This is a genomic window from Paraglaciecola arctica BSs20135 (assembly GCF_000314995.1).
Classification (GTDB): Bacteria; Pseudomonadota; Gammaproteobacteria; order Enterobacterales; family Alteromonadaceae; genus Paraglaciecola; species Paraglaciecola arctica.
In genome coordinates, this window is record NZ_BAEO01000062.1 from 202445 (window position 1) to 217458 (window position 15014).

Annotated in this window: 11 protein-coding genes; 9 read left to right on the forward strand and 2 right to left on the reverse strand. The window is 40.4% G+C overall.

Annotated features, from left to right (window positions below):
• Window positions 1-30: 30 nt before the first annotated feature.
• From relA to GARC_RS26835, 3 genes are all read left to right on the forward strand, one after another.
• The gene (gene relA / locus GARC_RS21200) at window positions 31-2187 is read left to right on the forward strand and encodes a GTP diphosphokinase (RefSeq protein ID WP_007624256.1); all 2157 of its coding nucleotides are present in this window, start codon (window positions 31-33) and stop codon (window positions 2185-2187) included.
• Entirely contained in the window at window positions 2188-2997 is an 810-nt protein-coding gene (gene mazG, locus GARC_RS21205) for a nucleoside triphosphate pyrophosphohydrolase (protein ID WP_007624258.1), read from the forward strand. It begins immediately after the preceding gene.
• 94 nt (window positions 2998-3091) lie between these two features.
• Entirely contained in the window at window positions 3092-3277 is a 186-nt protein-coding gene (locus GARC_RS26835) for a hypothetical protein (protein ID WP_153810989.1), read from the forward strand.
• Between the two features lie 93 nt (window positions 3278-3370).
• On the opposite strand, the gene GARC_RS21210 is transcribed toward GARC_RS26835, so the two are convergent.
• On the reverse strand, window positions 3371-5473 hold the full coding sequence (locus GARC_RS21210) for a trypsin-like serine protease (RefSeq protein ID WP_007624262.1): 2103 nt from the start codon (window positions 5471-5473) through the stop codon (window positions 3371-3373).
• 114 nt (window positions 5474-5587) lie between these two features.
• The gene (locus GARC_RS21215; protein ID WP_007624264.1) at window positions 5588-7012 is read right to left on the reverse strand and encodes an MATE family efflux transporter; all 1425 of its coding nucleotides are present in this window, start codon (window positions 7010-7012) and stop codon (window positions 5588-5590) included.
• 357 nt (window positions 7013-7369) lie between these two features.
• On the opposite strand from GARC_RS21215, the gene GARC_RS21220 reads away from it, so the two are divergent.
• From GARC_RS21220 to GARC_RS21245, 6 genes are all read left to right on the forward strand, one after another.
• The gene (locus tag GARC_RS21220) at window positions 7370-8251 is read left to right on the forward strand and encodes a DUF1295 domain-containing protein (protein ID WP_007624266.1); all 882 of its coding nucleotides are present in this window, start codon (window positions 7370-7372) and stop codon (window positions 8249-8251) included.
• A gap of 237 nt (window positions 8252-8488) precedes the next feature.
• Window positions 8489-8998 (forward strand): VC2046/SO_2500 family protein, encoded by a 510-nt coding sequence (locus GARC_RS21225; RefSeq protein ID WP_039990201.1) that lies wholly within the window; start codon window positions 8489-8491, stop codon window positions 8996-8998.
• Window positions 8999-9351: 353 nt separating this feature from the next.
• Entirely contained in the window at window positions 9352-11040 is a 1689-nt protein-coding gene (locus tag GARC_RS21230) for an RluA family pseudouridine synthase (protein WP_007624271.1), read from the forward strand.
• 218 nt (window positions 11041-11258) lie between these two features.
• A complete protein-coding gene (locus tag GARC_RS21235) occupies window positions 11259-12089 on the forward strand; it encodes a hypothetical protein (protein ID WP_007624273.1) in 831 nt (276 codons plus the stop codon).
• A gap of 3 nt (window positions 12090-12092) precedes the next feature.
• On the forward strand, window positions 12093-13352 hold the full coding sequence (locus tag GARC_RS21240) for a hypothetical protein (RefSeq protein ID WP_007624275.1): 1260 nt from the start codon (window positions 12093-12095) through the stop codon (window positions 13350-13352).
• Entirely contained in the window at window positions 13349-15007 is a 1659-nt protein-coding gene (locus tag GARC_RS21245) for a S1 family peptidase (protein ID WP_007624277.1), read from the forward strand. Before GARC_RS21240 ends, GARC_RS21245 begins: the two co-directional genes overlap by 4 nt.
• Window positions 15008-15014 lie beyond the last annotated feature (7 nt).

The window sequence follows — 15014 nt, forward strand, 5'->3', positions numbered from 1 at the left end:
TCAGGTCTAGGTGACGTAGGACAAATTTATATGGTTTCAATTCGTACAGTACATGAAGATCATCGCCCACCCTTTGACGAATGGTTGGCAGGTTTAAACCTGCCTGAGGCAAGCAAGCAAAAACTCAGAGATGTATCCGATACCCCAGAAATACTGCTGATTGGGCAGGAGATGGTGGAGATCCTGCACGAATTGCATATGGATGATGAAACCTTACAAGCGGCGCTTATTTATCCTTATTGTGAAGTACATCAATTAGATGAGCAGCAAATTACAGAGCAGTTTGGTGAAGGCATTCAAAAGCTCATTGTTGGCGTAAGACGTATGGACGCGATCAAATCGCTGCATTCACGTGCTAACAGTAAAAAGAAGAACGATGAAGAACAGATAGATAACGTGCGGCGAATGTTGCTGGCTATGGTGGAGGATGTTCGTGCTGTGGTCCTTAAACTTGCAGAGCGTATTTGCACCTTACAAAAAGTTAAAAATGAAGATGAAGAAACGCGAGTTTTAGTGGCTCGCGAATGTGCCAACATTTATGCACCTTTGGCTAATCGCTTAGGTATTGGGCAATTAAAATGGGAACTAGAAGACCACTCTTTTCGATATTTGCATCCTAATACTTATAAACAAATCGCCGGATTATTAGATGAACGTCGCAGCGATCGTGAGCAATATATCGAAGATTTTGTGGAAGAGTTGCAAGAGGTCTTAGATAGTCAAAATATTAAAGCTAAAGTATATGGTAGACCCAAACACATCTACAGCATCTGGAAAAAGATGCAGAAAAAACATCTTAATTTTGAACAACTTTACGATATTAGAGCGGTGCGGATCATAGCCGATCGTCTGCAAGACTGTTATGCCGCCTTAGGTGTTGTGCACGCCAATTGGAAACATATCCGTAATGAGTTTGATGATTATATAGCCACGCCTAAACCTAATGGTTATCAGTCAATTCATACTGTGACTTTGGGAAAACAAGGTAAAACCATCGAAATTCAAATTCGTACCGCAAAAATGCATGAAGATGCTGAATTAGGCGTTGCCGCTCACTGGCGCTATAAAGAAGGTACTACATCAAGTCGATCTGCTTATGAAGAAAGAATTAATTGGCTGCGTAAGATCCTGCTTTGGCAAGAAGAGGTAGCGGACAGCGGCGATTTAGTTGAAGAACTACGTAGTCAGGTATTTGATGATCGCGTTTACGTATTTACGCCTAAAGGTGATGTGGTTGATTTGCCCCTTGGTTCAACGCCACTGGATTTTGCGTATTACATCCACAGTAATGTAGGTCACAGATGTAACGGTGCTAAAATTGCTGGCAGGATTGTGCCTTTTACTTACCAACTACAAACCGGTGATCAGGTTGAAATTCTCACAGGTAAACACTCAAATCCTAGTCGAGACTGGATGCATCCAGGTTTAGGTTATGTGTATTCGTCCCGTGCCCGAGCCAAAATTCAAACCTACTTTAAGAAACAAGATAAAGATAAAAACCAACAAGCCGGAAAAGAGTTACTGGATAGAGAGTTAGTAAAAGTTAATATTGAACCGAAACTGGCTAGCGAAGCGATCCCACGTTTCAACATGCAAAACCTCGACGACTTGTATGCTGGCATTGGTGGTGGTGACGTACGTATTATGCAAGTGGTGCATTATTTACAGCAAAAATATGCCCCGGAACCTGAATTAAAAATCAGGGCTAAAAAACCACAATCCGCCAAGTTTAAGAAAGACAGCATAGTGGTAGAGGGGGTAGGTAATCTACTTAGTCAAATTGCTGGCTGCTGCCAACCTTTACCAGGCGAAGAAATTATGGGTTATATCACTCAAGGACGTGGTGTGAGTGTGCACAGAGAAGATTGTGAGCAACTTAATAACTTGTTAGATCAACATCCAGAAAGACAAATAGACGTAAATTGGGCCAATAATTTACAAGCTGCCTTCCAGACTAAAATACAGGTAGTAGGTGAAGACCGAGACGGGATCTTACGAGATGTGACAACAGTCATAGCTAACGAGCAAGTGACGTTATTGGGCGTAAACAGCAATAGTGATACCAAGCTAAACATCGCCAAAATAGAGTTAAACCTAGAAGTTAAAAACTTAACATACTTGTCCAAAGCGATGAGCCGTTTGAACCTTATAAAAGGTGTAACAGACGTATTCAAGGTTGACAAATAGGTGTCTGAAGATAAAAGCAACAATCCACAATTAGAACGCTTGTTAAACATTATGCAGCAACTACGAGACCCAAAAATGGGTTGTCCGTGGGATCAAAAACAAAACTTTGAAAGCATAGTTCCGCACACCATTGAAGAAACCTACGAACTAGTTGATGCTATTTTAAGTGGTAATATGGTCGATACTAAAGACGAGTTGGGCGACCTATTATTTCAGATAGTGTTTTATGCCCAGCTTGCAAAAGAACAAGGTGATTTCGATTTTGAAGATATTGCCGAAACTATTAGCGACAAGTTAATCAGGCGTCACCCCCACGTTTTTCAAGCAACTGCAATGAAAACCGATGATGAACTTAACCAGCAATGGGAAAAAATAAAACAACTCGAACGTGAAAGTGCTGGAAAAACCCTAGATAATAGTGCCTTGGCCAATATCCCTAAAGGTATGACCCCTTTATTACGTGCCCAAAAAATCCAAAAAAACTGTGCCAAAGTAGGCTTTGATTGGACTGAATTGCCGCCAGTAGTCGATAAAATTCATGAAGAAATTGCCGAAGTTTTAGCAGAGATAAATGTATCTAAACCTGATCAGCAGGCCGTGGAAGAAGAGATTGGTGATTTATTATTTGCTGTTGTTAATTTAGCCCGGCATACATCAGTGAATGCTGAAACTGCATTAATTAAAGCCAATCGTAAATTCGAAAAACGTTTTAGACAGGTTGAACAAATAATTGCACATCAAGGACTTAGTATGGAAAATGCTAGCCTTGAGCAGATGGAAGCGGCTTGGCAGCAAGTTAAAGGTCACTAAAATTTTTTTTTGATTAATTTTTAAATGTATAAACTTTTCTGTCCCCAGCTTCGACTTATTATTATCTTTAATACAATCACACTAGGTGTGTTTGATGAAAAAAGCTCTAATAGGCGTCTGGGTTGGTTCATTTTTGTTGATGCTAATCTGTTTAATAGTGTTATATACAGACTCACGAAACACTGCCACTTGCCACAAATTGGCGACGCTGTCGTCTATTGATAAGTCAAATGGCATAGACTCACAAAAAAGTTATGCCTTACGATTCCCAGTGCGCTGAAGTTTTTATTTTAGAAAATAACAGCTAAATATAGATACAAAAAAGGCAGGATATGAATCAAATATCCTGCCTTTTAGATTTTATTAAAGGTGATTAAGCCTTAGTTCTCAACCTGAATGTTAAGCCAAATAAACTCAGTATCAGCCATCCTAAACTACCACCGCCTGAAGAGTTTGATGTATCAGGTGTTGTGGGTGTCGGAGTAGTAACTACAACAGGTGTGAATACAACATTACGCACAAAGCCTTTATCGTCAGCCTCTAAATCTTCTGGATCATCGAAATCTTTATTATATACCCAACTAATGATATGAGATCCTTCTGTTAATTCTAATACACCACCGGTATCTGAATATGTGGCTGTGCTAACTTCACCACTGATAAATTCGATCAATTGGTTGTCTACATAAAACTCTAATATATCGAAAGGATCGTTTTCGTCTGCAGTGTTCTCTTCAGAGGATACACCCCAGTCAAAGGTTAAAGATCCTTCTCCTTCTACTAAGGCTATTAACACGCTTTCCTGACTATCGGCTATAGCACCACTCTCTACTCCACCGATAGAGTTGGCGATCCATGGTAAATCACCTCCAGAGAACCACGACACCTTATCATTTGCTGGACCAGCAACACCTACCAATTCACTAGCAGCATTGAAGCCCTTACCAAACAGCAGGCTTTGGCTTACGCTGACATTAGCATTGTCTGAGGTAATCAATACTTTTGCCTCATGAGCATCGTTAGATGTAGGGCTATAACTCACTGTTAGTTGACAACTAGTGTTAGCCGCTAAAGTGGAACAATTGCTGGTGTCGAGACTAAATTCGTTGTCGCCGTCAATCGCAAAACTAACTGTGGTGCTTTCGTTGGCATTATTCGCTACTTGTAGCTCGACCGTTGATATAAAGTTATTTGGAACTCGGCCAAAGTCTTGTTTTTGTTTGATTGCCACGCCATCAGTAATGGCAGCCATCCATTCTTTGTATACCGAAACACGGGTATATACGCCTGGGTTGGTAGCAGCGGCACAGCCTCTCCCCCAACTGACAATACCCACTTGTTGAATTCCGGAGCCTGTATTGATGACTAACGGGCCACCACTATCTCCTTGACAGGAACCTTTACCACCAGAAGGAATAGCCGCACAAATCATATTGTCTGTAACAAAAGTGTTGTCAATAGGAGTTATGGGGTTCTCATTGAAGGTGTCAATACATTGCTGATTGGTCATAAGTTGCAAATCAACCTGATGCAAAATATCAGGAAAATCAGAGGTTGGGCCTTCATTTGGGGCATAACCGACTCTTCCCCCCCAGCCAGCAACCGTTGCAGTGCTATTTTCAATGGCATATTGGTTAGTAACTTCAGGTTCTGCTATTTGTACTGAGGGGGCGTTGACAGAAGTTACAAGTTCTATAATCGCAATATCGTTATTGATTACATCTGCGTCATACAGCGGGTGAATAAAGATATTTGCGATATCAATGGCATTTTCAGCCCCATCAGATAAATCGTATTCTCCAACGTTCATTTTAAATCCAAATGGATTGCCGTCATCTACACAATGAGCTGCAGTTAAAACCCACTTATCACCTAAAAATGAAGCGCCACATGTGGAATCTTGCTGTAATTCAGCTGTTGCGCTGACAGATAGTGACGCGACGCTGCCTTCTTGCTCTAGAAGGGTTAAGCCATCTTCTCGATTCACAGCAACAACAGGAATGGTACCAGTATAATCATCTCCCAAAGTGCCTGAGATATTACCAATTTCTTCATTGTTATAAATAATCGCACCAATACCACCACCGGCTTCACAATTGTCTGCCTTTAGAGAAAAATCAACCTCTCCTCGTTCAATCAAACATACCTTACCTGTTGCGTCAGTACACACTAGGTCACCAATTCCGCAAGCAACTATTTGGGAGGTCACTTGACCAGCAGCACCAGACGTAAAAGCGCTGGTTTCATAAATAACATCGTTGACACTCAGTGACGTCACAAAATCAGTAGATGTGAATACATATGCCGTCATCCATGGCCAGTTTTCTTTAATGGCCTGTTCACCACCAACAATGCGCGTTTGTGCTATTTGATTATTGGCCTTGCTCGAAGCTGTTAAGTGACTTTTTTCTGCCATCACTTGGTTTGATAAAAGAAGTAATGTAGTAGAGATGCCCGCTACTAAAAATTTGTTCATAGATACTTTCCCAATATTTCATTCTGGTGCTTTATCACTAGATACGTCGATATAATGCATTTAGTTTCAATGGACCGTTATATTCGTGGTTTATTTGCAAATGTCAATTAACTGCTAAAGCTGTTTAGTTTTCCAATGACCTTTACGAAATACCATCCATGCCATTATGGCGATAAACAATGATGCCAAAGGGATCGCCGCAAATACCCCTGATGGCCCCATTTCTATGCTAATCGCTAACCAATAGGCCAGTGGAATTTGTAATAACCAATAACAAACAAAATTGATAGCAGTAGGTGTCATAGTATCACCCGCACCGTTAAAGGCTTGTACTAAAGTCATACCAACGGCATAAAACCCATAACCATAAGCGACATACTGTAAACATTGGGTACCATATTGAATTACCTCGCTGTTGTCACTAAATAGGCCAATAATTGCGGCCGAGAAGAAATAAAAAGCAAATGCTACTGTTAACATAAAAGCAAGATTATATTTGGTAATAGTCCACACCGATTGTTCTGCCCTTGTTGCTTGCTTAGCACCTAAGTTTTGCCCTACCAAGGTGGCTGCTGCATTACTCAAACCCCAGGCGGGTAGCATAGTAAACATCACTATTCTAATGGCAATAGTGTAACCAGCAACGGCATCACTACCAAAATGAGAAACTATTCTGACCAAAAATACCCAGCTGGCAGTCGCAATTAAAAACTGTAAAACACCGCCCAGAGACACTTTTAATATTCCGCCAATTACTGACAGATCAATCTTTAGTTTATGGACAAATATTTGGATTTTTCCGCTTATAGAAAACAGATGATATAACTGATATAAAACGCCAATGCTGCGGCCAATAGTAGTCGCCACTGCTGCTCCTGTTAATCCCATCTCTGGAAATGGCCCCCAGCCAAAGATCAATATGGGATCGAGCACAATGTTTATTCCACTGGCTAACCACAAGGATTTCATGGCTATTTTGGCATCGCCTGCACCGCGAAAAATAGCGTTGAATAAAAACAAAAATAAGATACTGGCACATCCACCTAACATTACAGATGTGTAACCCTCGCCCATTTCTGTCACCTCATGGCTGGCACCCATTAGATGTAAAATATCAATAGCATAGATACTTCCGGGAATACCTACCGCCAAAGCCACGCCTAAACCTAACCAAATAGTTTGAGTGGCAACTTGATTGGCTCCTTCAATGTTTTTCTCTCCGACTCTGCGAGCCACTGTTGCAGTAACCGCCATGCCTAGACCAATAGCCACGGCATACAAAAGTGTGATGACAGCTTCGGTTAACCCTACCACTGAGATTGCTTCTGGCCCCAAAGCAGATACAAAAAAGATATCGGTTACGGCAAACACCGACTCCATCATCATTTCCAATACCATAGGCACAGATAACAAAAAGGCAGCTTTGCCTATCGACCCACTCGTTAAATCTTGTTGGTTGTCGCCACTTAGAGCTTGCTTAAATAATCCATAAAACGATTGTTTAGGTTGTTCTGAATTTGAATTTAATTGATTTTGCATAATAATTTCCAACTGCCTAAATCATCTGCAAGGCTTTTTTTATCGTAAAAAAAATAGCAGAATGCCTAGGTACAATTTAGTTTTTATTTGGCTTGAAAAGCCATTATGTGGGCTTTACGCCCTGAAAGATTATGCTCGGAGGGAAATTACAGACTTCACAACCGAGCTAATCATCGCTATAGAAACGCAGGCAATTGAATTGTTCATTGGCTTACTCGGTTGAAAATTAGGTGTTTAGGATGCAATTGTTGAATGTTTTTGTCAAAAAAATATTACAAAAAGAACTTTTATTTTACCTTTGGGGTATAAGAAAGCTCAACAAGCCTTAACCCTATAAACTCAAGGATAATTATTTTGATGCATTTTATTCGCGCTTTTTTTGTTCACATCGTCGTTTTTTTGATTGCTATAGGTGTAGTGTGGGCAGCCAGTGATGGTGGTCAGTTACTTAATGGTGGTTTAGAAATAGGACTGACGATTTTCGCGAGTTGTGCTTTGATCGCCTTTGTTGTGCAATGGATAGCCTTGATCCCTGCATACTTGCTTAAAACAGAACACTTTTATGATTTAACCGGTGGCGCGACTTATTTGGCTGTCATCATTTTTGCGTTTATGCAAAGTGAGCAGCATGATTTACGTTCAGTAATATTAACTTGCCTAGTGGCGATTTGGGCAATTCGTTTGGCTAGCTTTCTGTTTTTAAGGGTACGTAAGCAAGGTTCGGATAGCCGTTTCGATGATATTAAAGTCAATTTTTGGCGTTTTTCTATCGCATGGACAGTGCAAGGTTTGTGGGTATTGATTACCGCAGCTGCTGCAATTGCTGCTATTACTTCAGGTCATAAAGTTGATTTTGGTTGGATTGGCTGCTTAGGTTTACTGCTTTGGTTGATTGGATTTTTAATGGAAGCGGTGGCCGACAATCAAAAACGGCTTTTTAAACAACAAAAAAGTACCCACAAAGAATTTATTCAAACGGGTTTATGGTCACGCTCACGCCATCCCAACTATTTTGGTGAAATATTATTATGGGTAGGTGTCGCAATCATCGCTTACCCTGCTTTATACCAATGGCAGATGGTGACGCTTATTTCGCCGGTATTTGTAATTTTATTATTAACCAAAATCAGCGGAATTTCCCTGCAAGAAGAGCAAGCCAATAAACGCTGGGCAGACGATCCCGAATATCAAGCGTACAAAAAACGGACTCCCGTTTTGATCCCCAAAGTGTTTGGGTAGTCTTTAAAAAGCAAAAGTAAAAATATTAACCACAGAGGCTTCGCTCACAGAGGGCACAGAGAACAAGACATTTAGATCTTAACTAACAGTTTCTCTGAGCAGCGAAGCGTTCTGTGTTCTCCGTGGTAAATATTGCTTTTTACTAGTGTCCTTGGCAATTTGGTCATTCAAACCTAAAGTCTTTGGTATTAGACGCGATAACTAGAGTATCTCCTTCTCTTTTCAGCGATAACTGTTTTGCTCGACACGGTCAATACAAGTCAATCCGATCTCAATGCCAGTTCCGAGGCGTTGTTATCAAGAGACTATGAACTAAACGGTACGATTAATCGTGCCGCGAGTGAAGGGGCGAAATTTGCGTTAATACTGGCGATGCTAGAACAAGACTGCACTCACCGACCTCATTTAGAAAAAACCAAAGAAACAAATCAAATACCAGAGGTTGAAACTGGCCTTAATTATTACCGTTCAAGCCCTTTAAGCGCCACAGATACATATTGGAAAACCTGCCAACAAACCAGTCAATTAATACACAATGGACAACTTCAATCCGCCCAGCTTTGGCTAGATATGCACCCAGAACCTTTATCTCAATATAACAAAGCAGATGGCATCGACGCAGAAGTTATGGCCAACTGCAGTATTAATACTCAAACCCGTCTGAAACAGGCGGAGCAAAACGAGCTGAAAATAGATGAAACCGGCTTGTATGATATTTTGCAAAAACTAGAGCCTGTTTCTGCTTAGTTGAATTGGTCATAATGAAAAAAGCTAAGGCTGACAAAGAAGCCGCGAACAGTTTTGTTCTACAACTGACGAGTCAAGTTGCGAGATGTATCAATTGTTAGAACAATAACGACCAGTACATCTTGTTGGATCCTAAATAGCCAGCTACTGAGCATAAATTCACCGCAGATAGATGCAACAATAGCGTTGCAGGACGGTATGGCTAATCACGAGTTCAGGTTATATAATATGCGCGCTATTTACGATGTTCAGCTAGCTATCATTGATGGATCCGCTGCTTGTTTGCTCACTTTGCTTATCAATAAAACATTTACAAAATTGGTATCCTTCCCATAGGTTGTAAGTTATCCGTTATGCACATTGAAGATCCTTGTTTTACCCGTTTTCTTACGTCTATTGAAAAATATGACTTACCTAAGCGCTTTACTTATCCTTTTTATTATCAGCCACACCCTTTATGTATGTTGGCGGCCAAACAATTGCAAAACCATCTTGCGACTCAAGAGCAATGGCAACATAATTTTGGTTTGTCGAATGATCCAAATAATATCATTGGTAAAATGTTTGGTGTGTTATTGGTCAAAAATGTACAAGGAGAATTAGGCTTTATCTCGGCATTTTCCGGTAAGTTAGCCGAGCAAAATCACATCCAAGGATTTGTGCCGCCGGTATTTGATTTATTGGCCGACGACAGTTTCTTTTTGTCTGAACAAATGGCTATTAATCATCTTAATAATGAGATAAAAACGCTAGAAGATACGCCTGAATTAAAGATCTTGCAGCAGGATTTAAGTGTTTTGGAAGCAGAACATGCCGAGCAGTTATCCGCTCTCAGGAGTGAGTTAGTAGAAAATCGTAAAACTCGTAAAAATCAGCGTCAAATGCTACAGAATGAAGTAGATAAAACCCTCACAGATAAAGGCTTACAAGAACTAGCACAACAAAGTGTTTTTGATAAATGGCGCTTAAAAGAATTAAGCGAACATTCACAACAATCAATCAGCCAACTACAGGCAAAAGTAAAGCAATTCACAGACCCTATAGCAGAGTTAAAGTTACAACGAAAAACCCTTTCAGCTGATTTGCAAAACAGAATATTTAATCAATATCAGTTTCTGAATAAAGCACAAGAGCCTAAAAGTTTGCTAGATATTTTTGCCGATACTGCACTTAAAACGCCTCCGGCTGGGGCAGGGGAGTGCGCTGCTCCAAAACTTCTACAATATGCCTTCAAACATCAATTAACTCCTCTGGCAATGGCCGAATTTTGGTGGGGAGCCTCACCCAAATCAGAAGTCAAAAAACATCAGCAGTATTACCCTGCTTGTACAGGTAAATGTCAGCCGATCTTAAAACATATGTTGGCTGGTATGCAGTTGGATGATAACCCATTAACTTATAATTATGGGCAAGGTAAAAAGGTAGACATTATCTATCAAGATGAAGACATTTTAATCGTCAATAAACCCACCGAGTTTTTATCTGTACCCGGCAAAGAACTATCCGACTCTGTGTACCAGCGAATAAAACAGCAATTCCCTGAAGCAACGGGTCCGCTGATTGTGCATAGGTTGGATATGTCCACCTCAGGATTGATGGTGTTAACGCTTAACTCACAGGCCAACAAATATCTGCAAAAACAGTTCATTCAGCGGCAAGTGCATAAACAATATGTGGCGTTAATAGAAGGCTTGCCATTACAAGATAAAGGCGAGATAAAGTTATCGTTAAGAGGTGATTATTACGACAGACCAAAACAAATTGTTTGTCATCAAGATGGCAAACAAGCCCACACCTTTTGGCAGGTACTTGAACGTTACCCAGAGAAAAATCAAACCCGAGTATTGCTAACACCACATACCGGTCGTACCCATCAACTAAGAGTACACTGCGCCCATGGCGAAGGCTTGAATATGCCCATAGTGGGAGACGATTTGTATGGAATTCGTGGCCAGCGCTTACATTTGCATGCACAAAATTTAGAGATCACTCATCCTGTTAGCCAAGAAGTTATGACCTTTAAGGTTGATGCTGAATTTTGAGCTTTGAAGTGTTACTGACCGACTTATTTACTTTCGGGTGGTTATTTTTTAAACCGACATTTCTTTGAGTCCCACCTTATATTTTAGAGTGTTTTATGTACAATTCACGTTGACCGATTGGGTGCACTTAAGGTAAAACAGTAATGCGTTAAGTATGTCAAAGTCTGACGAATCTTTATAAATTGGATTCACAGGTATATGCACGGAGCATGAGAACAATGGAAAATGCACTTATTTATCTAAGCTACATGTGGAAAATTATATTTTCTTCAAAATTAGTCCCCAAGTTATGTCAGCCCGCTATATTTTTAATGTTTCCCATGACATTTATATCAACTGTCACCTATGCAGATACCTGTGATAAATATCTTTTAGAGAGAGCGGATACCGGTGAAAGCGGGTATAGGAAAAGAGGCAGAATTTGTGAGGGGCTTTATGAATCACCTGTTTCAGCCGATTTTGAACTGGTTTCGCTTGTTGAGCACCCTCTAAATAGCTATGTAAAAGGAGATACAATTAGCATTGAGTTGCCAAATGTTACCCAACAGCTTGGATCGTCTTCAATTAGTATCAGGGGGTTAGCTCTTAAACCTAGATTATATTACAGAATGGATACCAGTTTTGGCCCTGACTCGGTTATAAAGTGGCCAGTAGAACAGGTGTTATCTTCGATTAAGCTTGATGCTCACGAGCTTGGTATTTATGGCTGGCAGGAATCTAAGACGGGTAAAACTTATATTCCTGTAAGCGTGTCAGTTGATGGTCAAATGAAAATAGTAGATCCTAATTTTGATGCTCAAGCCATTGTGAGAGCTGGGGTTCCTATTCAGAAAATTGCTTGGCGGTTGCTCGGTGAGGGTATTTCAGATGCTTACAATAATGTAAAAAAAAGCTATTCGGTTGGTACCCCCATTCCTATTCAAATTACTTGGCCGCAGCCGCGTCCTGATTTCATTAAACTAGAAGTCGCCGCTAAACCTATGACAAGTAATGATTGGATTATTCAGGTTTTTTATATCGCTTTACCCACTAAGTCAAAAAGTGAATGATTAATGAGCTTATTCAAGTCTGACATGTCGAAAATTTTGAAACGCAGCGTTCGCAAAATACCAAAGTACTTAAGGCATCCATTACTAACACTAGAAAAAAAATTGTTGTTAAAAGATAGCCAAAAAATCCGTTCTGCTAATCGCCGCATTAGATCCGAAGAAGAACAATTACTCAAAAATATTTCTACGTGTTTAGGTGATGATCCCACTATTAATGTTTCTGATAAATTACGTCAATTGGACAATCTGTCTCAGGTCTTAGAGCTGCAAAGAAAGATAAAATTGGGCGAATATGGCAAGTGGGTTATTGTCATCGTTTGTGTTCTAGCGCTTTTAGCGCTTCTTCCAGGGTTACCTACCCCTGGCCATGTCGAAGTGCAATCAAAAGCCGTTGAAATAACTTTGTCCGAAGATTTTGAATGGTCAGGAACCTTAAATACGATTGCAGATGGTAGTATCTTACTGTCTCAATTTACAAATATTTATTCTCCTCAATCTCCTGAGTTATCTCTGCCGCTAGAACCTGGTGTTCTAGAACTGAGCTCTACAAGCAGAGCCTCATTGGAATCACTTTTTATCCCTAAGGGGGCAAGACTTTGGCTTGAATGGAATGAAAAGCAAAGCGCTTTGATTTTTATTATGACCACCAGCACGCCAAAGGTTTCTGACGAGTTGGCGGTAAGAGCCGAATTTAAGCTTGATGGTGATTCACGTTTCTTGGTGGCTAATGGCAAAACTAATGAAAGAAAAGCAATACCTTGCCCAATGGAGGATGACTGCAGTATTCCGCGTAGAGTGTTAGTCAGTTCAACACTGGGAGAAACTCCGAGGATCCGTCTGAATACCAAAGGTCTAGTCAATATTACTGGGTTAGAAGCCAATCAATTTTCTTTTTCAAAATACACCCTTGATGATACAAAAAGAAATGGAGGTCGGTGCACTGTTACTGCTGGTGAATATCAGATGAGAGGCAGCAATGTGGTTTCGAGCCTGCGCAAGGGCGAATGTATGTTAGTTAATAGTATCGACGGGTCTATGGGAATCGAGATGCCATTCAGGGAAGGTACAGATGAAAAACAAGGGTTTCAAGTGTGGTATCACGGAATGATTGAATCTATGAAAGTGGGAACTCCAGAGTTTACCGAAGAGAGAACGCCAAATTTACTGGCGTTTCTTCTTGGTATACCTGGAGTAAGCACAATAGGTTCTATTTTGGGGGTGATTTTGGCAACAGGTTTTGCCGTAATTAGGGTCAGACAATGAAAAAAACAATAAAACTTTTAGTTTTTATATTATTTTTTAGCTCTTCAAAATTATATGCAGAGATATCATTGCAGCAAAAAGCTAAGACATTAAGACATAATGTGGTATCTGTTAATGCGAAAATGACCAATACAAGTCAACAAGGTTTTGCCTGGGTGGTTGGTGACAGTAATAATTATCTCTATCTGGTAACAGCCAACCATGTGGTAGATGGTGCCAACCCCGGTGCTAAATTGGAAAATATAACACTTCAGTTTTTTAGAGATGACAATACTGAATACTCTGCAGAAGTGGTACCGGGAGATTCAGAAGGTCTCGACCTTGCCATTTTGAAAATGAAGAAACCTAATCGTCAACCATGGCTATACGCCTCTGCAGATTTAACCCCTCTTAAAGCCGGTACCAAAGTGACTTATGTCGGAAAAAATGCGACGTGGTATGTTGCAAAGCAGGCTGGAAGAATCAAAAGCATTAATGTGGACTCGGATAATGAATACGACACATTGGCTACTAATCTTGAGCTGGATGTTGGTACTTCAGGGGCACCATTAATAAGTGCAAACGGCATTGTAGGTATGGTCATTACCAATTCGTCAGAGAACGTCGGGGTAATCTCTTTAGCTAAAATAAAAGGCATTTTAGGCAGTAGAGGACTGCCTTGGGGACTAATACCTGCTGCTAAGTCCCCCTTGACGTTAGATGGCGTATGGGCACCCAAAACACCTAACATTCCAGATAACATTCGCCTGACCTTTAAATCTTCTGACGACTATGCGCACTATATCTATGAAATGGATTTTCCTTCAAGTCCAAGAGATAACCAAGGGATCGCAGTTGTAGATGGCGATGAAGTTAAAATTTGGCAGTCCATGTCAGCATCAAAAACCTCTTATGGCACTTTCAAAATATATGGTTCGCAGAGCTCTGATTCACGTGAAGGTATTGTGATGGATGGTTTGATTACCGATGGTGACATGCAAACTACTCAATTGCGATTGGTTAAACTAAAAGATGGTGCCGATGATCCACAAGCAATAGCATGGATGAGAGACAACCCAAGTGATTTTGAACAAATGGCAAGAAAATATCTCCCAGCAATCAAAGTACAGAACAATGGTGGTACTGATGAGGATGCATTCTCTGCATTGGGAGAAAACGAACAGCAAACAATAATGGGCGGCATGGCTCAAGGCATGATGCTAAGGTCTGGGTTAATGAGACTGGCAGAATTAGGCTTAACCAATGTCAAATTAGCTATCGAAAATAACTGTTATACAGCGTCAGGCAGACTGAATTTGTTGTCGCAAAAAGATCAAGTAAGTACATTGTTAAAGTCATTAGCCAATGATGCGAATAACCAATTTGGTAAAAACTATCAAACCTGTAATCAGACACAAGTAGCCGACTCTGATGCTAGAGACACTAATTCATCTGCTTTTGATTTTGTTGCTGAACTAGCTCAACCCAGAAGGTTATTGTCAGGATTAGCGCCGGATGCAAAACTATCAATAGATGGTGAATGTGTGCTTTTAGAGGGCAAATTACAATCTGCGATGCACAAAATGATGCTAGCTAATATGTTGAGCGATTTGGCAGAGAGCTTGAGCAATAAGTCAAAAAAGGCACTTAAAGCATGCGACCAAACTACTATTTAGGAGGAGT